Raw genomic sequence first — 20,455 nt, forward strand, 5'->3', positions numbered from 1 at the left:
CACCGGAAGGCCACCTCCTGCCCCCGCGCCGGGCGGGCGCGGGTTGGCACGCGCCAGGTGGTTGTTGTGGAATGTCGTGCGGCGAGGTATCCGACGCGGAGGGAGAGTTTCGGGTGGGCATGTCGGAGCACCGGGGCCGCGACGCCGGCGACGACCGCGCGGAGGCCGTGGGCGCCCGGATGCGCCGCTTCCGCAAGGAACGCGGCATGACGCTGCGCGGCCTGTCCTCGCGCTCCGGTCTGTCGATCGGCTTCCTGTCCCAGGTCGAGCGTGGCATCTCCTCCATCGGCCTGACCGCGCTGAACGGCGTCGCCGCGGCGCTGGACCGCAGCGTGGCCGACTTCTTCGACGGCGACCCGCCGTCCGGCGACGACGACAAGGTCACCCGGCTGCCGTTCCACTTCACGCTGACCCGCAGGGCGGAGGCGGCCACCGAGTACGTCTCCGGGCAGCAGACCTACCGCATGCTGTCCTCCCGGGGGCCGCACCTGGTGCTGGAGCCGCTGCTCGTGCGCATCGCCCCCGGCGGCCGGCGCGAGGACGCCTACGGGCACGCCGGGGAGGAGTTCGCGTTCGTCCTGGAGGGCGAGCTGCTGTACGAGGTCGAGGGCGTGGAGCACCGGCTGTTCGCCGGGGACAGCGTCCACCTGCGCTCGACGGTGCCGCACAGCATGTACAACGACACCGACCACGTCACCACGGTGGTGTCGGTGGTCACGCCTCGCCTGTACTGAACCCATACCCGGCCATGACCGGCCCGCCCGGCGCGTGTTCAGTGGGTGTGAACGCCGTGAACATCCGGCGCGTCACATGGCCGTGCGCGCCGACCACAGCTCGGGGAACACGTCCCGCCGCAGGCTGCGCTCCAGCCACGTCAGGCCGCTCGACCCGCCCGACCCGGGCTTGGCGCCCATCGAGCGGCGCACGGCCATCAGGTGGCGGTAGCGCCAGTCGGAGAACCGCTCCGACAGGTCGGTGAGCGTCTCGGCGAGGGTCCACAGTTCCTCGCCGGGGCCGCCCTCGGCGTAGACCCGCACCCAGGCGGCCTCGACGAGCGGGCTCGGGACGTACTCGGCGGCCGGGTCGCCGGCGGGCGGGACCTCGAACCCGCGCCGGGCGAGCAGGGCGAGCACGCTGTCGTACAGGCTCGGCGCGCGCAGCGCGGCCACCAGCTCCTGGTACACGCGGGGGTTGCGCCGGTGCGGCCGGGTGAGCGGCTCGGACTTGTTGCCGAGAAGGAACTCCAGGTGGCGGTACATGGCGGACTGGAATCCCGACGCCTCGCCGAGCGCGTCGCGGAAGGAGTTGAACTGCGCCGGGGTCAGCCACGACAGCGCCGCCCAGGAGGCGTTCAGCGCCTCGAAGTAGCGGACGCTCCTGGCCAGGACGGCGGTCGCCGCGACCACGTCGCCGGCGTCCAGCAGCCGCTGCGCCAGCCGCCACTCGGCGCGGATGAGCCCGAAGTAGAGCTCCATCACCTGGGTGGTGACGAGGAACGCGCGCTCCTCGGGCAGGTCGGTGACGGGCCTTTGCAGCCCGTGCAGCGCCTCGGCCGCCACGTAGTCGTCGTAGGGCGTGCCGGAGGTGAACTCCAGTTTGGGCGCGCCGTGATCGGCCACCGCGCGGGAGGGCCGCCGCCGCGCGCCCGCCAGGCCGATCCGCCTTCTCGTCGTCATGTCCGCCTCCCCGTTTCACCTCCATGTTCACTTAGGCAGAATTTTAGTGAAATACTGGGTCGGCAGCGATTCTGCCGTCCGGCTTTCTGGATGAAAGGCGTAAATCCACTTTCGATTTGCGGATGACGGAGTGTGACCGTGGACGCGATGGACTGGGCCCTGCTCGCCGAACTGCAGGCCGACGCGCGACTGTCCTACAGTGAGCTCTCCCGCCGGGTGCACCTCTCGGCGCCGGCCGTGGCCGAGCGGGTGCGGCGGCTGGAGGAGTCCGGCGTGATCGCCGGCTATCACGCCCGCGTCGACCTGGCCCGCGCGGGCCGCAAGGTCGGCGCGCTGATCCGCATGTCCTGCTACGGCGTGCGGTGCGTGCTGCGCGATCCCCAGGCGCTGGCCTGGCCCGAGATCGTGGAGGTCCACCGGGTCACCGGCGACACCTGCTGCCTGCTGCGCGTCGCCACCGCCTCGATGCCCGCCTTCGAGGAGCTCATCGACCGCCTGGCCCCCTACGGCCAGCCGTCCAGCATGATGATGCTCTCCAGCCCCCTCCCCTGGCGAGCCCTCACCCCGATCGAGGACTGAGCCGGGCCGCCAGCTCGCGCGCCGTGAGCAGCCAGATCGGGGAATGCGGGTCGATGACCGCCCAGTGGTCGCCGGGGCGTTCCAGGTAGAACGCCTCCTCCCCCGCCTTCCGCGCGTACCTGCGGGAGATGTCCACGAGGTCGAGGTCGTCGGTGGCGCCCTGCACGACGATCTGCGGCACGCCGAGCGGGAGCCGTTCCATCGGGCTCGCCGCCGCGTAGACCTCCGGGATCCGCTCGGGGGTCCCTCCGAGCGCGTCGGAGACGCCGCCGGAGCTCAGGCGGCGCCGCTCCCCCTCCACCAGGTCCAGGATCCCGGCCAGCGAGACCGCGACCGCCACCCGCGTGTCGGCCGCCGCGCGCAGCGCGAGCTGGCCGCCCGCCGAGTGCCCGATGAGGGCGATCCGGTCCAGGTCCAGCGGGGCGTCCACGGACGCGAGGGCCGCGACGCCGGCCGCCACGTCGGCGGTGGTCGCCTCCCAGCCGTGCAGGTCGGGGCGGCGGTACTCGAGGTTCCAGGACGCGAACCCGCGCCGGGCGAGGTCGACGGCCAGCGCGTCCATCAGGTCCGCGCCCCAGATCGTCCGCCAGAACCCGCCGTGGACCAGCACCGCGACCGGCACCCGCTCTTCGGAGGCGTCCCGCTCGCCGGCGCCGGCCTCCCCGTCCTCGTGCGAGGGCTTGTGCGGAGAGGCCGCCTTTACAAAGTACGGTTCCGGGGTGTCGCCCGGGAGGCGCAGCTCGGCCCACTGGTCGGCGTGCGGCCCGTACGGGATCCGGTGCGGCGGCCACCTCAGGCGGTGGACGGCGTGCCGGATCGCCCAGGTCAGCCCGCCGACGCCGCGCCCCTGGTGGTGGGCGGCGCCCCCGGCCGCCGCGATCGGCCCGACCCGGTCCAGGTCCAGCCACACCGTGCGCGGCGAGTGGTCCGCCGGCACGCCGATGAGCCGCCGCGCCTCCGGGAGCGGGCCGGGCATGACCACGAGCGCCTGCCCCTCCCCCGCCGCGCCGAGCGCCGCGCGCAGCTCCGCGACCCCGGGGACGGCCGTGAACCGCCCGGGCACCCCGAGCGCGGCCAGCTCGGCCCCGGCCACCTCCTCCAGCAACCGCGGGTCCGCGACCAGCCCGGGACCCGCCACGACGCCGACGTTCACTCCGTCACCTCCGTGCACGGTCCCTACCCCGCGGCCGTGCGGCGGAGCATGGGCAGGACGGTCCCGCCGAGCAACTCGACGCCGCGGTCGTCGGTGAGGCCGTGCGGCGTGCCGAACTCCACCCGGCTCACCCCCGCGTCGATGAGGGTCTGCGCCTGGGCGGCCACCTGCTCGGGGGTGCCCGAGAAGGCGAACAGGTCGAGCACGTCGCCGGGGATCAGCGCGCCCGCCTCGTCGTCCCGGCCCGCGGCGACCAGTTCCTTCACCCGGGCCACAAGGTCGGCGGGCACGCGGGCGACCGGGTCCAGGTCCGCCACGACGGCCAGGTACATGGCGACCTCAGCGCGGGCCCGGGCGCGCGCGGCGGCCCCGTCGGCGTCCACGACGGTCACCGCGCCGAACACCAGGCCCACCGCGTCCGGGTCGCGCCCGGCGGGGCCGGTCCCCGCGCGCACCCGGTCGCGCACCACCGGCACCATGGCCGGGTTGGCGCTGCCGCCCACCTTGATCTCGTCGGCGATCCGCCCGGCAAGCGCCGCGCCCCGCGGCCCCCAGGCGCCGATCAGCAGCGGCGGGCGCGGGCGGCGCACGGCGTAGCGCAGGCGCGTCCCCGGCGCCAGGCGGAACACCTCTCCCTCGAAGCCGGCGTCGTCGCCCGCGAGCAGCCGGCGGACGACCTCGGCGGCCTCGGCGAGCGCGGTCAGCGGGCGGGGCTGGGCGACGCCGACCTCGCCGAGCCAGGTGCCGCGGGCAAGGCCCAGGTAGGCACGGCCGCCGGAGGCGAGGTCCAGGGCCGCGAGCTGGCCCGCGATCTCGTACGGGGCCATCGAGTAGGGGTTGAGGCAGGCGGGGCCGAGCCGGACGCGTTCGGTGGCCGCGGCCATCTCCAGCAGCGGGAAGATCGGCGGCTGGTACATCAGGTCGCCGAACACGCTGATCACGTCGAACCCGTGGTCCTCCGCCCGGCGCGCCAGCCGGGCGTAGTCCCCGGGCCGCTTGTCGCTCTGCAACCCGAGCCCGATCTCGACCGCCCTCATCCCGGACTCCTTCGGCATGGCTCCCTTTCCCGGCCGGGTGTCGGCTCGTGTCGGCTACGTGAGGTCGGAGGAGTTCATCCGGCGGCGGCGGGTGCGCTCCACACGCATGATGAGCCGTTCCTCCGGGTCGGGGCAGGCGAACAGGGCGTCCCGCGCGAGCCAGTCGCCCGAGGCCAGGTCCCGCTGCTTGGCCGCGAGGAACGGCAGCACGGCGGCCAGCGCGTACACGCAGAAGTGCCCGCCGTCCGGGAGCCGCAGGTGGGCGCTGCGCTCCAGGTCGAAGTGGTCGCCGACCGCCATCCCGCACACCGACCTGCCCTCGATGCGGTCCACGACCACCCGCAGGTCGTACAGCTCCATGTCCCCCTGCTCGTCCGGCTCCTGCCCGCCGGAGTGGGGGCCGGGGGCGGTCACGGGCGGGACGCCGTGTCGTCGCGGACGATCTCTCCGCCCTTCATCACCCAGCGGACGCCGCGAAAGGCCGAGGCGGAGGCGAGAGGGTCGTCGTCCATGGCGATGAGGTCGGCGTACCTGCCGGGTTCGACGGCGCCGACGTCGGCCTCGGCGCCGAGCCAGCGGGCGGGGCCGAGCGTCGCGGCGCGCAGCGCGCCGGCCGGGCCGAGTCCGTTCTCTGCCATGTGCTCAAGCTCCCGCACCGTGGCGTTGGTGCCCTCGAAGGACCAGAACGGCGGCATGTCGCTGCCGAGCAGCACCGTGACGCCCTCGGCCAGCGCCATGGCGTAGCTCTCCAGGTGCCGCGGCCCCGCGCCGAGCGAGCGCTCCTGCATCCACGCGGGCACGCCGAGCTCGTCGAAGAACGCCTTGCAGCGGGTGACGACGAGCGTCGGGACGAGCGCGGTGCCCTGCTGCGCCATCGCGGCGGCGACGTCGGGGGTGAGCTGGTAGCCGTGCTCGACGCAGTCCAGGCCGAGCTTGACGGCCTCGGCGATGACGGGCGCGGGCCCGGCGTGCGCGGTGACCTTGCGTCCCCAGGCGTGCGCCGTCTCGATGACGGCGGCCATCTCGTCGGCGAAGAGCTGCGGGGTGTCGATGCGCTCGTGCTCGCCCGCGATGCCGCCGGAGATCATGACCTTGACGAGGTCGGCGCCCGCCTTGATCTGGGCGCGGACGCCCCGCCGGAACTCCTCGGGGCCGTCGCACTCCAGGGTGTCGGCGCCTTCGTGGCCGTGCCCGCCGGTGCAGACGAGCGCGCGCCCGGCGGTGTGGATGCGCGGCCCGGGGACGCGGCCGGCCTCGATCGCGCGGCGCAGCGCGAAGTCGGCGTGGTCCTTCTCGGCCACGCACCGCACGGTGGTCACCCCGCAGTGCAGCGTGCGCCGGGCGCCGTCGGCCATGTAGAGGGCCAGGTCGTGCGGGCCGAGCGCCTTGACGCCCTCCCCGCCGGGTCCTGGCAGCGACAGCGACAGGTGGGTGTGCATGTTGACCAGACCGGGCGTGAGGTACGCCCCGCCGAGGTCGACGCGCGCGGCCCCGGGCGCGCGGGCCAGGACCTCGGCGCGGGGCCCGGCGGCGGCGATCCGCTCGCCGCGCACCAGGACGGCCGCGTCCCGGATCGGCTCGGCGCCCTCGGCCGTCCTGCCGTCGGTCACCGTGCAGTTGAGGATGACCCTCTCGGCGGCCCGCCCGCCCTCGTCGCCCATCCCCGCTCCCTGTGACACCGGATGTTCATGAACAACGCGCGGGGTCGTCCGCGCGCGATATAGCCGTTCAGCGACTATATCCGGAGGAATGTCCGGCGGGTCAGGCCGGGATGTTCATGAAATTTCACGGCGATGCCCGCCGCGGCGGCGAGGACGCCGGGCGCGGCGTCCTCGCGGAACGGACCGGCGTCAGCCGCAGCCCTCGAACTGGGGCACGGTGAAGGTCAGCGCCAGCCCCGACCGGGCGAACCAGCGCTCCAGCAGACGCTTGGCGGTGCCGTCCTGGTACATCTCGGTGATGGCCTTGTTGACCGCCTCGCAGCCGTCGACGTCCCCGCTGCGGATGCCCACGCCGTAGCGCTCGTCGCTGAACGGGGCGTTGACGATCGTGGTGCCCGGCGTGGCGAACCCGGCCAGGATCAGGTCGTCGGTCGAGATGGCGTCCACCTTGCCCGTGCGCAGGTCCGACACGCAGGCGCTGTAGGAGACCGACGGCACGAGCACGACCGGGATCTTGCGCTCCTCCTTCACCCGCTTCCAGGAGTTGGACCCGGTGACCTGGCACAGCTTGCGGTTCCGCAGGTCCCGGACGTTGTCGATCCCGGCCTGGCCCGTGCGCACCAGCGTGTCCTGGTGGGCGACGTAGTACGGGCCGCCGAACGCCACCTTGGTCTTGCGCTCGGGCGTGATCGAGTAGGAGGCGAAGATCAGGTCCACCGCGCCGTCCATCAGCAGCCTCTCGCGCTGGGACGAGAGGGCGTCGACGAACCGGACCGGCTTGCCGAGCTTGCGGGCGACGTAGGTGGCGACGTCGATGTCGAAGCCCCGGTACTTGCCGGGCGAGACCTTCACGCCGAGGCCGGGCTGGTCGGGCTTGACGCCGATGACCAGCGTGTCCTTGTCCAGGACCGAGGTGCCGGCGGCGCAGGACGCGGCCAGGGGCAGGACCGCCGCGACCGCGAGCGCTACGGCCGCGGCGCGGCGCGCCCGCCCGGCCGGTGAGCCGCGCCGCGCGCCGCGGGTGGGCGTGGGGCGCGTGAACAGCGTGATCAACGTGACGTTCCCTTCAGCGGTACTCGGCGAGCCGGGGCCTGACACCGATGAGGACCAGCAGGATCGCGGCCAGCGCCGCCGCGGGCGGCAGCCAGTTCCACCCGCCGAGCGCCCGGTCGCCGCCGGCCACGGCGTCGTCGAACGCGGTGCGGTGCAGCGTGGTCAGGCGCACCAGCGCGTCGTCGTAGGCGCCGAAGGAGGGGCCCATGACCCTGCCGACGGCCTCGCGCCGCGACCCGCCCGTGGCCAGCCGGCGGATCTGCTGGTCGTTGCGCTGGAACGCCTGGTACAGGCGCAGCACCCGCGACACCGCCGCCTGCTGGCCGGACACCCCGCCCGCCGACGCCTCGGTGCCGTAGAACCCGAGGAAGGTCACCTTGCCGGGGTAGCCCGACACGGCCTCGTCCAGCGCGGTGTAGTACTTGTCGAGGTTGCCGCCGGGCACGTAGAGGACGCTCTGCGACTTGTCCAGGTAGACCTGCTCGTAGGTGTCGGCCCGCTGCGGGTCGAGCAGGTACCTGATCTCGTCGCCGCGCAGCGTGTTGCCGATGGCGCGGGCGCGCGACAGCGCGAGCACCGAGTTGAAGCCGTCCTCCTTGGCGGAGGTGAGGGCGTTGCCCTCGTGCTGCAGCACGAGGACGCCGGCGAGGGTGAGCGCGCCGACGACGACCGAGGCCAGCAGCAGCGGCAGGTTGAGCGTCCTGCGGAAGCCGCGGCTGAGGTAGACCTGGAGCCCGATCAGCGCCAGCAGCGCGAGCAGGCCGGTGAGCCCCACCCACAGCCGCCCGGTCTGCACGGCCGACAGCTCGGCCAGGTAGGCGTGGCGGACGATGGTGCCGCTGTCGAGGGTGAGGTTGTAGGCCTTCGGCAGCAGGTCCAGCCGCATCAGGTCGGTGGCCTGGCGGTACACGTCCAGGACGGCCTGCGGGGGCGGCCCGGCCGCGTGGCCGGACTGCTCGTCGAGCAGCAGGGCGCGCGCGGCGAGCCGCTCGTAGCGGCCGAGCCCGTCGAGCAGGGCGCGCACGGTGTTCTGCTCGGTGGCGTCCTCGCTGGCCAGGTCCGCGGCCTGCAGGACGGCGCGGTCGGCCTGCGAGCGGCGCTCGTCGTAGCGGTCGAGCATGGCCTGGCGGCCGGCCTGCAGGCCGGTCTCCTTGCCCATGAGCAGGACGGCGGCGACCTGGGCGTCCATGTCGCTGAGCGCGAAGTACAGGTCGGCGGTGGCGACGACCTGCGGGCCCGCGGTGTGGCCGATGACGCGCAGGCCGTCCCTGGCGTGCCCGACGGCGAGGGTGACCGCGCCGAAGGCCAGCAGGACGGTGGCCACCGACAGGCCCGACAGCAGGCGGATCCACCCCGGGACGGTGCGCACGCGGGTGACGCGGCGCAGCGCCGGGGTGCCCGCGACCGCGCCGGGCGGCGGCGGCACGGCGAGGGGGCCGCCGGGCGGCGCGGTGTCGGGGTGCGCGGCGGGCGCGGGGGCGGGAGCCGCGGGGGGACCGGCGATCGTCATGTCAGGCCTTCCGGACGGTGATCAGGGTCCAGGCGCCGACGTGCACACGGTCGCCGTCCTCCAGCGGGACCGGCACGTTGACCTCGATGAGCTTGCCGTTCACCAGGGTGCCGTTGGCCGAGCCCGGATCGACGACGTGCCAGCCGCCGTCGGGCTGGGCGAGCAGCACGGCGTGCAGGTGGGAGACGCCGGGGTCCTCGGGGGGCTCGGACAGGTCGATCTCGGGGATCATGGGCCGGGAGTGGCGGCGCCTGCCGATCCGCGTCTCAGGACCGCGCAGGGGGACGCGCCGCTCGGGGCAGTACGGCGGGAACGCCACCCGGGCGGCGTCGGGGCCGCCCTGCGCGATCATGGCGTCGTAGTGCGCGCGGTCGGCGGTGATCACGGCGACCCAGCCGCCCTGCGGGGGCGGCGCGGTGGCGTAGGAGGGCGTGGGGGGCTGCCAGGGCCGCGAGGGCTGGGCGGGCTGCCAGGGCGGGGCGCCCCCGCCGACCGGCTGCGCGGGCTGCCACGACCCGGTCGCCCCCGCCGGCGGCGGTCCCGCGGGCGGCGCCGCGGGGCGCACCGCGGAGGACGGCCCGCCCCCGGACCCGCCGAGGACGAAGTCGTACCCGCAGTTCTCGCAGAACCGCCCGCCGCGCGGCGCCCCGCAGTCGGGGCAGGCGTCGCCGGGGTCGCCCGCCGCGGGGGCGGGCGTCGCCTGGGGCGCGCCGCCGGCGCCGGGGCCGGTCATGCGGGCGCCGCAGGTGTCGCAGTACTCCTCGTCGGAGCTTTCGTGCCCTTGTGGGCAGATCGCCATCGCTCAGCTCTCCGGGTCCTTGCGCATGCGGACGGTGCGGACGGAGCGGGTGTCGAGCGCGATCTCGTCCGCCTTGTCGACGACGCGCTTGAGGCGTGCGGTGCCCGTCGCGGGGTCGACGTCGATGACCTTGTCGAGCAGCTTGGCGGTCTCGTCGTTGCCGGCGCGCTCGGCCAGGCCGCGCGCCTTGCCGAGCCGGGCCGTCGCGGTCTCCACGTCGCCGTCGTTGCGGGCCTGCAGGCCCTCCTGGATGAGGGAGGCGAGCTCCTGCTGGCCGGTGTAGTGGGCGACCCGGGGGTTGATCCGCGTGGACTGCACCGGGTCGTCGCTCCACTGGGCGAGGATGTTGCCGCCGGCCAGGACCTCGCCGGTGGCGGGCTGGACCAGCTTGACCAGCGCCGCGCGCATCTCCTGGCCGACGTTGCCGGACGGCACGCTGACGCTGATGTGGTACTCGCGGGTCTCGCCGCCCCACGCGCCGGTGGGGTAGTCGCCGGTGAGCGCGTCCACGTCGGTGCGGCGGCCGGTCAGGTCCTCCAGGGCCGGCGAGACCTGCTTGACGAAGTTGAGCGTGGCCGCGCGGGGCACCCACACGCGCAGGGCGATGTCGGCGACGGTCTTGCCCATGGCGGCCTCGGTCATGGCCCGGAAGTCCGCCTCGAGCTCCTCGGGCCTGCGGACGTCCATGACGCTGCCGAGCAGGGTGGAGGCGATCCTGCGGACCTCGGCGACGACCCAGTCGGTGCCGACGCCGCGGCAGTCGCAGACGAACTTGCCCGCGGCGTAGGCGAGGTTGGCGTCGAACTCGGGCGCGGGCTCGTGCTCGTTCTTGCCGTCGGTGAGCAGGATGGCGTGCCGGATGGCATTGGGCTGGATGGCCTGGTGCGCGCTGAACAGGTCGGCGGCGCGGCGCAGCCAGCGGCCCATGGCGGTGCCGCCCTCGGCGCGCAGGCGGGCGATGGCGTCCTTGGCGGCGCGCCTGCTGCCGGCGTCGGCGGGGACGAGCCGCCCGTCGCCGGGGAAGATCACCTCGGCCTGGTGGTCGCCCGAGATGACCGCGAAGTGGACGCCGTCGCGCAGGGTGTCGACGGCGGCCTGCGCGGCCTTGCGGGCGTCGGCGATCTTGCCGTAGGACATGGAGCCCGACGTGTCGATGATGATGACCTCGGCCGCCTCGGCGGCGGGGCCGGTCTGCACCGGACCGCTCGCCTCGACCGTGACGATGCCGTGGACCTCCTGGCTCCCCGCGGGCAGGTACTTGTTCTGGTCCACGCGGATGGTGAAGTCAGTCACTTCTCTCCTTCGGGAATGCCACCGTGGTCTGCGTCCGGTCCCCCTGGCCGAACGGGATGACGGCCACGGTGATGTTGTCGTGTCCCCCCGCCTCGATGGCCATGCGGACGAGCCGCCGGGCCGCCGTGAGGGGGGTCTCGGCGAGGGCCGTGGCGGCGAGCGCCTCCGGCTCGGGGTAGTAGTTCCACAGCCCGTCGCTGCACAGCAGCACCGCGCCGGGGCCGTCGGTGGTGAAGGTGCGCACGCGGGGCACGACCTCGCCGGCGTCGGCGCCGAGCCACGCGGTGAGCATGTGCGTGCCGGGGGTCGCGTCGTCCTCGGTGAGCAGGGCGGACTGCGCGCCGAGCCAGTAGGCGCGGCTGTCGCCGACCCAGCCCACCGTGACGTGCCGCCCGGCGACGACGGCGGAGACGTAGGTGCAGGCCGGGGAGTCCTCGCCGGGGCGCGCGGCGGAGGCGACGGCGTCGGCGGCCAGCCGCACGCCCTCGCGGGTGGCGGCCTCGGGGTCGTCGCCGTCGGCGAGCCGCTTGACGATGGCCGCCGCGGCGACGTCGGCCGCCGCCTGGGACGCCTCCTCGGGGCGGGGCGAGCTGGACACGCCGTCGCACACGACCGCGACGACCGCACCCTGCCCCGCCGGCGACCCCGCCCACGACTCCGTGGGCGATCCCACCGACAGCAGGGCCATGGCGTCCTCGTTGCGGCTGTGGCGCAGGCCGCGGTCGCTGACGGCGGCCGCGCCCGCGGCCTCGGTCTCGACGTGGTCGCGGCCGGAGGGCTGGAGCATGCCGCAGTTCTCGCAGTAGCCGTCGGCGCCCACGGCCGCGGCGCCGCAGGCCGTGCAGGGGGCCGGAGGCACGCTGTGCAGGTCGTGGCCGCAGTTCTCGCAGAACGCCTCGCCCGCCAGGACTCCGGTGCCGCACACCGGGCAGGCGCCGCTCACCACAGCGTCCTCGGCCGCACGGCGTTGGCCCGCCCGATGAGGGCGTGGCGGTCCTCGGTGGTGCCGGCCGCCCTGGCCAGCGCGCGGTACACGCGTTCCAGCTCGCCGCGCAGGCCGCGCTCGTTCAGCGGCGTGCCGAGCACGCTGCCCCCGCTCGCGGCGGACTGGCCGGTGACCAGGCGGGCCAGCGCGCTCTCCAGCACCTCGGAGGCGAGGCCGTCGCGGTCGCGCGAGTCGAGCTTGAGCACCCGCAGCCGCTCCCCCGCCGCCACCAGCTCGGCCTCGGCGGGCGCCTGGCCGCGCACGGTGACGGCCACGGCGGCGACCTGGGCGGCGGTGCGGTGGATGGAGGTGGGCGGCACCTCGTCGAGCGCGCGGGTGGCCCCGGCGCGGTCGTCGTGGGCCAGGGCGATGCGCGCCAGGCCGAAGCAGGCGCTGACAAAGGAGCGGTCGGTGCGCCAGATGGCGGCGTGGTGCCGGGCGGCGTCGCCGCCCGCGCCGGCGGCCTCCAGCGCGAAGGCCAGGGCCAGCCGGGGCGCCGCCTCGCCGGGGAACCAGGAGTAGAGGCCGTCGAAGAACCGGGCGGCCATGCCGGCGTCCCCGGCGGCGAGCTCGGCGACGCCCCGGTACCACCACAGGCGCCAGTCGCCGGGCAGGTCCTTGGCCGCGCTCTCGTACAGGCTGTCGGGGACCTCGCGGCCGAGCTCGCTCATGACGCGGATCCGCGCGAGCTTGGTCTCGGGGGTGGGGGGCGCGGACTCCAGGACGGCGATGAGCTCGTCAGGGCTGCCGGAGGTGAGGCCGGCGAGGAACCCGGCGGCGGGGTCGGCCGGGTCCACCAGGGGGACGGGCAGGGAGGAGGCGGCGTCCAGCCGGTCGAGCGGGCCGAAGACGCGGCCGGTGGTGGCGGCGGCCAGTTCGGTGCCGACGGCGCCGCGCTCGGGGCCGAAGACGCCGGACTGCGCGGGGTGCGGCCTGCCCTCCTCCTCGGCCCTGGTCTCGCGGAGCACGCCGACGAGCTGCTCGCTCATCTCGGCGGCGCTCTCGAACCTGCGGGCGGGGTCGGGGTCGGTGGCGCGGCGCAGCAGGCGCATGAACGACTCGCGGCCGGGCCCCATGTCGGGCAGGGGGGTGGCCGCGCCGCCGCTGGCCGGGCTGAACGGGTGGCTCAGCACGGCGAGGGTGCGGCCGACGGTGTAGATGTCGGAGGCGATCGAGGGGCCGGTGGAGGCGATCTCGGGGGCCTGGTAGCCGATGGTGCCGTAGATGGCGCTGTCGGCGTCGTCAAGGCGGCGGACGGCGCCGAGGTCGATGAGCTTGAGCTGCTCCTCGACCTGGATGACGTTGGCGGGCTTGAGGTCGCAGTAGAGCATGCCCCGGTCGTGCAGGTAGCCGAACGCGCGCAGGATCTCCAGGCCGTAGGCGATGACCTGCGACAGCGGCAGGGCCGCGGCGTTGCCGCTGTCCCTGAGCCGCTTGCGCAGCAGGTCCTGCAAAGACTCGCCGCCGACGTACTCCATGACGATGTAGCCGACCAGCGTGCCGGTGCCGGGGTCGGGGTGGCTCACGAAGTTGAAGATCTTGACGATGTTCGGGTGGTCCATCGCGGTCAGGTAGCGCCGCTCGGCCTCGGCGGCGGCCAGGGCCTCCAGGTCGCCGGTGTCGAGCAGGCCCTTCATGACCACCCAGCGGCCGTCGAGGTTGCGGTCGGCTGCCAGGTAGATCCAGCCGAGGCCGCCGTGGGCCAGGCAGCCCTTCACCTCGTACTGCCCGGCCACCAGGTCGCCGTCGCGCAGCTTGGGGGTGAAGGAGAAGCGCTGGCCGCAGTGCGGGCAGTACCCCTCGGGGCGGCCCGGGCGGCCGTCGCGCCGGCGGCCTACGGGCTTGCCGCAGTCGGGGTTGCCGCAGAAGCGGCGGTCCTCGGGCACCACCGGGTCGGCGAGGACGACGGCGGAGGGGTCGCGGTAGGGGACGGGGGGCACCTCGACCAGGCCCATGCCGAGCATGCCGCGGCGGGACCTGGTGCTGCCGCGCCGGGAGCCGCGCGTGCTCGGGGCGGTGCCGGCCGCGCCGGTGGCGAGGGACCCGCCGATGGAGGGCATGGTCAGCGGGGCGGACGGCGGCGCCGCGCCGGAGGGGGCGGCGGACGCGGACGGCCAGGCGACCCCCGGGGCGCCGGGCGCGGGCGCCGAGGGCCAGGCGACGCCCGGCGAGGGCGCCGCGGGATAGGCCGCGCCGGGCGCGGGCGGGAAGCCGGTGCCGGGCACAGGGCCGGGCGTGGGGCCGGGCGGCCAGACGCCCGCGGACGGCGGCCCGCCGGAGGACCCGGGCGGGGCGCCCGATCGGGACGCGGGCGCCGGTTCGGGGGCGGGGGCCATGCCACAGGTGTCGCAGTAGCCGTCCACCACCGTCCCGGCGCACCCGGGCTGCGTGCATTTCGTCATCCGGCCGCTCCGATCCGCGTGATGGCCCGCTGGTATTCGGCGACCGCGACGGTGGCCCGCCGCAGGTCGCACGGCGCGCTCCAGAGCACGTCGCGCGCCGCGCCGTAAAGTTCGGTGAGGGTGACGTCCTCGGCGTGCCCGAGGCGCACGGCCTTGGCCTGGTAGGCCGACAGCCGCCCGCGCAGCTCGTCGCGGCGGCCGATGAGCCCGGCGATGGACTCGGTGACGCTCTCGGTCCGGGCGAGGGCCTCGTCGGTGGCGCGCTCCATGGCGGTGAGGCGCTCGGCCAGCTCCAGCCAGCGTCCGGTGAGCGTGCGCAGGGCGCCGAGGCGGTCGCGCAGGGCGGGGGCCTGGTCGGGCATCGCGGGCAGCGCCGGGGCGGCGATCTTGACGAGCACCAGGTCGCGGACGCGCAGCGCCTCGCGCTCGGCCTCGGCGACGCGGGCGATGCGCTCCTCCAGGCGGCGGGCGCGCTCGGCGAACTCCTCGCGCGCGAGGACGGCGCGTTCGAGGGCGGCCTTGCGCGCGGCGCAGGCGGAGGCCAGGGCGTCCAGCTCGTCGCCGCGGCCCGCGCACCCCAGGGGGTCGGTGGTGACCGAGGCCCGCAGGGCGGCGGCCCGGTCGTCGAGCTCGTCCAGGTCGGGGTCCTGGACGCCGAGGTCGCGCGCGAGCCCGCGTGCGGCGGCGCGCGCGGCGTCGGCCTCGTCCAGCCGGGGCAGCAGCGCGGCCCAGGCGGCGTCCACGTCGGCGACGGTCCCGGCGACCTCGCGGTAGGCGGCGTCCATGCGGGCCAGCAGGACGTCCAGCGTGACGCGCTCGCCGGCGGCCTGGAGCAGGGAGCGCTTCTCGACGGGGACGTCGCCGGGCTCCAGCGCGACGGACGGGCCGGTGAGCAGGGCGGTGAGCGCGGCGAGGTCGGGCCGTGCGGCGGACCTGAGCTCCTGGGCCCGGTCGAGGGCGCGGCGGTAGGCGTCGAACAGCCACCACAGCGTGACGTAGCGGGCCTGGGCGGCCTGCCAGCGGCGGCCGGTCTCGCCGGTGGGGGTCATGCCGGTGAGCAGGCGGTGGCCGGGGTGGTCGTCCAGGTCGAGCAGGTCGCCCGCGACGCGGTCGCGCTCTTCGGCACGGCGGCGCAGGACGTCGTCGACCTCGGCGAGGCCCATCGCTGGGCCGGGCATGACCAACTCTCCCTGCCTCCCCCCGGTGCGGGACGACCACCGACTACATACACATTCTTTACCTAAACCCGGGGAACGCGTGCCGCGCTCCCCCGCCGGCGAGCCAGGATTCGATCACATACCGGTTACGCGCCCATCACGGGAGGGACGACGGCGGGCGTCCGTCAGGGGAGGCGGGCGCGGGGCGTCAGTGGCCGACCAGCCAGTTCCAGACGTGCCTGACCACGTCGAACCCGGCCTCGGCCGCCCGGCCGAGCACGCGGGTCACGGCCCGGCCCGCCAGGTGCTCGATGGCCGTCTCGTCGCGGTTCTGCACCGCGTCGTCCAGCCGCGCGACGTACTCGGCGTCCCGCCTGCGCCCGGCCTCCACGGCGCGGGATATGTCGTCGTCCTCGATCATGTCGCTTTCCTCGTGTCCTGCGGTGGCGCGGGCCGTGGCGGCGTCCGGGGCGGCGGTCAGATCGGGAGCCGGCCGAGGTCGAAGGCGCGCGCGCCGCGGATGCCGTCCCAGACCAGGAAGTTGCCGTACTCGCGCATCGCGGCGACGGGCACCCCGGCCAGCTCGGCCGCGTCGTCCAGGACCCGCTGGAAGCGGAAGATCGCGGTGGGGCCCAGCTTGCCGACCACGTTGACCATGAGCGCGGCCAGGTTGAAGCGGAACAGCGCCGAGCAGGGCAGGACCCGGTGGTTGTCGCGCAGCCGCGAGAAGACCTCGGCGTGCTCGGGGTGGGCGGCGGTGTAGCGCTCGCAGACCTCGCGCGAGAAGTGGCCCCGGTAGGTGACGGTCTGCCGGTCGAAGTCGAGCCGCCGGTCGCGGAGCGCGAAGTCGCCGGTGTTGTAGGTGGCGGCGCCGAGCAGGTCGCCCCACGGCTCGACGACCATCTGCTCGACGTGGGCGGCCTTGAGCTCCATGCGGCCGGCGAGGGCCAGGCTCGGCACGAAGGTGCCGCGGTCGCCGTGCATGTCGAAGATCCACGGCGGCGGGGTGAGCAGGTCGGCCTTGGTGAGGACGTAGGTCAGCTTGCCGACGATGCGCCGTCCCTCCTCGGGGGGCGCGTCGTCCAGGAGCCGGTTGAGGCAGCGTGCCTCGTGGTCGGTGCAACGGCTGTCAGCGTGCATGGCCCAGATGACGACGTCGCACTCGGCGAGTTTCTCCAGATACATGGCCCGATATCCGGCGTCCGCCTCCGCCGAATCCCCTAATCCCGGCATATCCCAGAAAGTCAATGTATGACCTGAATTACTGGGCACGGAGATGGCCTGGGGACGGCGGGTGGCGGGCTTGACGTCCCCAACTGGGAACCGCGTGCCGAAAAGGACGTTGAGCAACGAGGATTTTCCGACACCGGTATGGCCCATGATTGCTACACTCAGGGCTTTATTGGCCTCGATGTCGCGTTCGCGTCGTACGCTCTGTCTGACTTCTTCGAGTTGATGCTCCTCCAGGGCGTCAACCGAGATCCGGTCGATCCTTGCCACGGGCTCACCTCGGGTCATAGCGTTGACAGCGTCCACGGCGTTCATGGCGTCCTTGGCGTCCATGGATCCACGATTCCCTTTGCCACCGGCCCCATCGTGGCCAATGATCCTTGCGATGACCTTGCGGGGAAGGCCGTCGATTGAGAATCGCAAACCGATCCCGGCGGTGAACGTGGCGGAATTCGACATCAGAGTGCTCGGCGAGGTCGCGATCCTGGTGGACGGAGCGCCGAGAAAGCTGCTCCCCCAGACGGCCAAGGCCCTGGCCATGCTGCTGGCCTCCAGGAATCCCATCCCGCAGGACACTCTGGCCGCCGCGCTCGGCCAGAGCCCCGGCGTCCCGGTGCCCGACGTCGCGCCCCCGCTGTCGCGGCTGCGCCAGGCGCTGTCGGGCGCCGGCCTGGACATCCCGCCCGCCAAGTGGTCCCACGCCTACGCGCTGGTGGAGAAGCGGCCCGGCGTGCTGGCCGCCGCGCTGGACTCCTCCCGGTTCGAGGCGCGGCTGCGCGAGGGCCGCGCGCGGTACGAGACCGGCGACCTGGACGGCGCGCTGGAGAGCCTGCGCGCCGCGGCCGGCGAGTGGCGGGGCGCGCCGTTCGCCTCGCTGGCGGCCGGGTGGGCGCTGCCGTGGGTCTGCGAGACCCACCGCGCCCGGCTGGAGGAGCAGCGCAAGGAGCTGGTGCGCCTGGTCGCCAGGATCGCCCTGCGGCTCGGCCGCCACGAGGACGCCCGTTTCCTCACCGAAGGGCCGGTGGGCGAGGGGCACGAGGACACCACGGCCATGTGGCTGCTGCGCTTCCTGACCACCCTCCGCGAGGACGGCGGGGCCGCCGCCCGCCGCCTGGTCCGTTCGCGTCTCGCCCACTCCCCCGGCGACGACGCGGGCCGCCGCGCCGAGGACCTCCTCGCCCTGCACGAGCACGGCGTCGACGTCGGCGCGCCGCTCGGCGCGGCGGGCCCGCCGGGCCCGGACGGCGCGCGTGCCCCGGTGGGCCGCGAGCGTGAGCTGCGCGAGCTGGCGCGCCTGGTGGGACGGCTGGGCGACGGGGACGCCGCCCTCGCCCTGTGCGGCCCCGGCGGCATCGGCAAGAGCCGCCTGCTGGCCGAGGCGGCGGGCCTGGCGGCACGCGCGGGCACGCGGGCGGTCACCGTGATGTGCCGGGAGGGCGACGGCCTGCAGCCCTGGCGCGAGCTGGCGGGCACGTTATGGGGACACCTGCGCCGGGACCTGACCGCCCCCGCCGACCCGATCGGCCTCCAGGAGCGCGGCACGCTCGCCAAGCTCATGTCGGCCGCCGAGCTGGACTCCCCCGCGCGGCCCGGCCACGAGCGCGACCCGCGCGAGCTGACCTTCCTGCTGACCGGCCTGCTGCGCCGCGCCGCCGGCGCCGGGCTGCTGGTGGCCTTCGACAACGCCCACCTGCTCGCCGGCTACGCCGTCGACCTGCTCCACCACGTGCGCAGGAGCCTCGGCGCCGCGCCCGTGGGCTTCCTGCTGGCGACCCGCGACCCCGCCCCGCGCTGGCAGGACGTCATGGGCGCCCTCACCCTGTGCCCCCTCACCGTGGAGGAGGTCGCCGAGTGGCTCGGCAGGGCGTGGGGCCGCGAGCCCACCGAGCAGGAGGTCAAGGAGGCCGCCCGCGTCACCCACGGCGTGCCGCTGGAGCTGCACGACCTCACCGAGTACGGCGAGCCGCGCCCGGCCCCCACCGGCCCCGCCCCCGCTCCGGCCTTCCGCTGGCTGGCCGCGGCCGCGATCACCGCCAGGGGGCTGGACATCGACGCCGCGCTGGTCGGGCGCATGCTGGGCCTGCGCCCCGAGCAGGCCGACCGTGACCAGGCGCTGGCCGCGGCGGGCAACGCCATCCTCGGGCACGACCAGGTGTGCTTTCCCCACGACCGTTCGCGCGAGACCGTGCTCGAAGGGCTCGAACGCGACCCCGCCCTGGCCAGGGACCTGCACCGCCGGGCGTTCGAGGCGCTGAGCGAGCGCATGGAGGCCGGAGGCGGGGTGGACCCGGCGCTGCCGGTGCGCGTCGCCCGGCACGCCCGCGCCGCGGGGGCCGACCTGCCGCAGGAACGCGTCGCCGCCGCCTGCCTGGACGCCGCGCGCGCCGAGCAGCGCGGCTTCGGCGGGGGCGGCGCCGTGGAGTGGGCGCAGGCCGGGCTGCGGCTGCGGTCCGCCCCCGCCACCCGCGTCGGGCTGCTCATCACCCTGGGGGACGCGCTCGGCGACGCCGGCGACATGGACGAGGCCGGGCACCGCTACCTGGCCGCGCACGAGGCCGCGGAGGGACTGCCCGAGCTGGCCGCCGCCGCGGCGATCCGCCTGGCCCGGCGCTGGTCGGCCCCGGGCCAGGCCGACCGGCAGGTCATCCACCTGCTGCGCCGGGCGCTCACCGCCCTCGGCGAGGCCGAGGGCCCGCAGGCCGCCGAGCTGCGGCTCCAGCTTCGCGCCCACCTGTGCAAGAAGCAGACGATGGCCGTGAGCCCGAGCGCCGGCGCCGCGCCGTCCGAGACCCGCGAGGCGGTGGAGCTCGCCCGCGCCACCCTGCGCGAGCTGCCCGAGGACGGCGACCCGCTGGTGCGCTGCGACGTGCTCACCGAGGTCCGCTGGGCCCTGTTCGACCACACCTACCCGGCCGAGCTGGTCGGCATCTCCGCGCGGCTGCGCGAGGCGGGCATCGGCGCGGGCTCGGCCTACTTCGAGGGCGAGGGCCTGGTGGCGCTGGCCGTCGACCAGCTCAGGCTCGGCCTGCTGCCCGACGCCCTCGGCACCGTCAACGACCACCGCAGGCACGTCGCCCGCAACCCCCGCGCGCTCGGCCCCTGGGTGCAGGGGGCGTTCGACACCGTGATGGACCTGTGGGGCGGCGACTTCCGGCGCGCCCACGACCGCCTCATGGGCGAGTCGCTGGCCATCGTCCAGGAGGCCGCCAAGGGCCAGGCCGTCCCCGCCGAGACGCTCCAGCAGACCTGGATGGGCCAGTACCTGTGGCTGCTGCGCGAGCAGGGGCGCATGGCCGAGCTGTTCGACTCGGGCCTCGCGTCCCAGATCGAGCAGCACGGCTACTTCCCGATCTGGCGGGCCGCGCACGTGCTGGCGCTGTGCGAGACCGAGCGGCACGACGAGGCCGCCGACCACCTGGCCGCCGTGGTGCGCGACACCGCGGGCCTCGCCGCGCTGCCCGCGCACGGCTGGGCGGTGCCGACGCTGGCGGTGCTGGGCGAGGCGTGCGCGCTCATCTCCGAGGCGGGCGCGGACGGCCCCGAGACCGAGGAGCACGTCCGCCTGCTGCGCGAGCGCCTGGCCGCCTACCCCGGCGAGATCGGGCTGGCCGGGTGGCCGACCGTGCTGATCGGCCCGGTGGCCCGCTTCCGCGGCCTGCTGGCCACCACGGCCGGGGACGCCGAGGAGGCGCTGCGCTGCTTCGACGAGGCCAAGCGCCTGGTGTCCGGCGCGCCGCCGCACATGGCGAGGATCCAGCTCGACCGGGCCAAGGCGCTGCGGCTGCTGGACCCCTCCGACGCCTCCGGCGAGGCCACCCGCCTGCTGCACCGTTCACTGCGCCTGGCCGCCCGCCTCGGCATGGACCGCCTCGCCGCGGAGGCACGCCGCCTGCTCGCCGGCTGACACGCGCACCCGGGGA

At 75.2% G+C, this 20,455-nt stretch carries 18 protein-coding genes; 4 read left to right on the forward strand and 14 right to left on the reverse strand.

Going from position 1 to position 20,455, the window contains the following annotated elements; genetic code table 11:
* The first annotated feature begins 119 nt into the window (after positions 1-119).
* Positions 120-734, forward strand: a complete 615-nt coding sequence (locus tag BJ981_RS36945) for a helix-turn-helix domain-containing protein (protein ID WP_184618185.1) — start codon at positions 120-122, stop codon at positions 732-734.
* Positions 735-806: 72 nt separating this feature from the next.
* Here BJ981_RS36945 and BJ981_RS36950 read toward each other — a convergent pair whose 3' ends face one another.
* Positions 807-1,676, reverse strand: coding sequence for a tryptophan 2,3-dioxygenase (locus BJ981_RS36950; RefSeq protein ID WP_184618186.1), 870 nt, complete (start codon positions 1,674-1,676; stop codon positions 807-809).
* A gap of 147 nt (positions 1,677-1,823) precedes the next feature.
* Here BJ981_RS36950 and BJ981_RS36955 point away from each other — a divergent pair, with 147 nt between their 5' ends.
* Positions 1,824-2,255: an Lrp/AsnC family transcriptional regulator gene (locus BJ981_RS36955; protein ID WP_204070049.1), complete on the forward strand. Its 432-nt coding sequence runs from the start codon at positions 1,824-1,826 to the stop codon at positions 2,253-2,255.
* Here BJ981_RS36955 and BJ981_RS36960 read toward each other — a convergent pair.
* The 13 genes from BJ981_RS36960 to BJ981_RS37020 all read right to left on the reverse strand — a co-directional run bounded on the left by BJ981_RS36960 (position 2,236) and on the right by BJ981_RS37020 (position 16,796).
* A complete protein-coding gene (locus tag BJ981_RS36960; protein ID WP_184618188.1) occupies positions 2,236-3,408 on the reverse strand; it encodes an alpha/beta hydrolase family protein in 1,173 nt (390 codons plus the stop codon). The two genes, BJ981_RS36955 and BJ981_RS36960, sit on opposite strands and share 20 nt — an antisense overlap.
* A gap of 23 nt (positions 3,409-3,431) precedes the next feature.
* The gene (locus BJ981_RS36965; RefSeq protein WP_184618189.1) at positions 3,432-4,445 is read right to left on the reverse strand and encodes an LLM class flavin-dependent oxidoreductase; all 1,014 of its coding nucleotides are present in this window, start codon (positions 4,443-4,445) and stop codon (positions 3,432-3,434) included.
* Positions 4,446-4,499: 54 nt separating this feature from the next.
* Entirely contained in the window at positions 4,500-4,859 is a 360-nt protein-coding gene (locus tag BJ981_RS36970; RefSeq protein ID WP_204070046.1) for a TIGR04076 family protein, read from the reverse strand.
* Positions 4,856-6,106: an amidohydrolase family protein gene (locus BJ981_RS36975; protein WP_184618190.1), complete on the reverse strand. Its 1,251-nt coding sequence runs from the start codon at positions 6,104-6,106 to the stop codon at positions 4,856-4,858. The genes BJ981_RS36970 and BJ981_RS36975 overlap by 4 nt, the downstream gene beginning before the upstream one ends.
* A gap of 189 nt (positions 6,107-6,295) precedes the next feature.
* Entirely contained in the window at positions 6,296-7,150 is an 855-nt protein-coding gene (locus BJ981_RS36980) for a glutamate ABC transporter substrate-binding protein (protein ID WP_184618261.1), read from the reverse strand.
* A gap of 22 nt (positions 7,151-7,172) precedes the next feature.
* The gene (locus BJ981_RS36985; protein ID WP_239139042.1) at positions 7,173-8,669 is read right to left on the reverse strand and encodes a GlnX family signal transduction membrane protein; all 1,497 of its coding nucleotides are present in this window, start codon (positions 8,667-8,669) and stop codon (positions 7,173-7,175) included.
* A gap of 1 nt (position 8,670) precedes the next feature.
* Entirely contained in the window at positions 8,671-9,468 is a 798-nt protein-coding gene (locus tag BJ981_RS36990) for an FHA domain-containing protein (protein WP_184618191.1), read from the reverse strand.
* A 3-nt stretch (positions 9,469-9,471) separates the two neighbouring features.
* On the reverse strand, positions 9,472-10,761 hold the full coding sequence (locus tag BJ981_RS36995) for a vWA domain-containing protein (RefSeq protein ID WP_184618192.1): 1,290 nt from the start codon (positions 10,759-10,761) through the stop codon (positions 9,472-9,474).
* The gene (locus BJ981_RS37000) at positions 10,754-11,704 is read right to left on the reverse strand and encodes a protein phosphatase 2C domain-containing protein (RefSeq protein WP_239139041.1); all 951 of its coding nucleotides are present in this window, start codon (positions 11,702-11,704) and stop codon (positions 10,754-10,756) included. The genes BJ981_RS36995 and BJ981_RS37000 overlap by 8 nt, the downstream gene beginning before the upstream one ends.
* Positions 11,701-14,148, reverse strand: a complete 2,448-nt coding sequence (locus BJ981_RS37005) for a serine/threonine-protein kinase (protein WP_184618193.1) — start codon at positions 14,146-14,148, stop codon at positions 11,701-11,703. The genes BJ981_RS37000 and BJ981_RS37005 overlap by 4 nt, the downstream gene beginning before the upstream one ends.
* The gene (locus tag BJ981_RS37010; RefSeq protein ID WP_184618194.1) at positions 14,145-15,326 is read right to left on the reverse strand and encodes a hypothetical protein; all 1,182 of its coding nucleotides are present in this window, start codon (positions 15,324-15,326) and stop codon (positions 14,145-14,147) included. The genes BJ981_RS37005 and BJ981_RS37010 overlap by 4 nt, the downstream gene beginning before the upstream one ends.
* A 187-nt stretch (positions 15,327-15,513) precedes the next feature.
* Complete coding sequence (locus BJ981_RS37015; protein WP_184618195.1) at positions 15,514-15,726, reverse strand: hypothetical protein; 213 nt, start codon at positions 15,724-15,726, stop codon at positions 15,514-15,516.
* A gap of 56 nt (positions 15,727-15,782) precedes the next feature.
* Positions 15,783-16,796: a GTPase family protein gene (locus BJ981_RS37020; protein ID WP_311745971.1), complete on the reverse strand. Its 1,014-nt coding sequence runs from the start codon at positions 16,794-16,796 to the stop codon at positions 15,783-15,785.
* Here BJ981_RS37020 and BJ981_RS38905 point away from each other — a divergent pair.
* Positions 16,677-16,949: a hypothetical protein gene (locus BJ981_RS38905; RefSeq protein WP_239139045.1), complete on the forward strand. Its 273-nt coding sequence runs from the start codon at positions 16,677-16,679 to the stop codon at positions 16,947-16,949. The genes BJ981_RS37020 and BJ981_RS38905 overlap by 120 nt on opposite strands.
* 22 nt (positions 16,950-16,971) lie before the next feature.
* On the forward strand, positions 16,972-20,439 hold the full coding sequence (locus BJ981_RS37025) for an ATP-binding protein (protein WP_184618197.1): 3,468 nt from the start codon (positions 16,972-16,974) through the stop codon (positions 20,437-20,439).
* Positions 20,440-20,455: the final 16 nt, after the last annotated feature.

Source organism: Sphaerisporangium krabiense (assembly GCF_014200435.1).
GTDB classification, from domain to species: Bacteria; Actinomycetota; Actinomycetes; order Streptosporangiales; family Streptosporangiaceae; genus Sphaerisporangium; species Sphaerisporangium krabiense.

Coding starts and splice junctions, on each gene's coding strand:
- BJ981_RS36945 (WP_184618185.1), top strand. CDS start 120: ATGTCGGAGCACCGGGGCCGCGACGCCGGCGACGACCGCGCGGAGGCC.
- BJ981_RS36950 (WP_184618186.1), bottom strand. CDS start 1,676: ATGACGACGAGAAGGCGGATCGGCCTGGCGGGCGCGCGGCGGCGGCCC.
- BJ981_RS36955 (WP_204070049.1), top strand. CDS start 1,824: ATGGACTGGGCCCTGCTCGCCGAACTGCAGGCCGACGCGCGACTGTCC.
- BJ981_RS36965 (WP_184618189.1), bottom strand. CDS start 4,445: ATGAGGGCGGTCGAGATCGGGCTCGGGTTGCAGAGCGACAAGCGGCCC.
- BJ981_RS36975 (WP_184618190.1), bottom strand. CDS start 6,106: ATGGGCGACGAGGGCGGGCGGGCCGCCGAGAGGGTCATCCTCAACTGC.
- BJ981_RS36985 (WP_239139042.1), bottom strand. CDS start 8,669: ATGACGATCGCCGGTCCCCCCGCGGCTCCCGCCCCCGCGCCCGCCGCG.
- BJ981_RS36990 (WP_184618191.1), bottom strand. CDS start 9,468: ATGGCGATCTGCCCACAAGGGCACGAAAGCTCCGACGAGGAGTACTGC.
- BJ981_RS37005 (WP_184618193.1), bottom strand. CDS start 14,148: ATGACGAAATGCACGCAGCCCGGGTGCGCCGGGACGGTGGTGGACGGC.
- BJ981_RS37010 (WP_184618194.1), bottom strand. CDS start 15,326: ATGCCCGGCCCAGCGATGGGCCTCGCCGAGGTCGACGACGTCCTGCGC.
- BJ981_RS37015 (WP_184618195.1), bottom strand. CDS start 15,726: ATGATCGAGGACGACGACATATCCCGCGCCGTGGAGGCCGGGCGCAGG.
- BJ981_RS38905 (WP_239139045.1), top strand. CDS start 16,677: ATGGCCCATGATTGCTACACTCAGGGCTTTATTGGCCTCGATGTCGCG.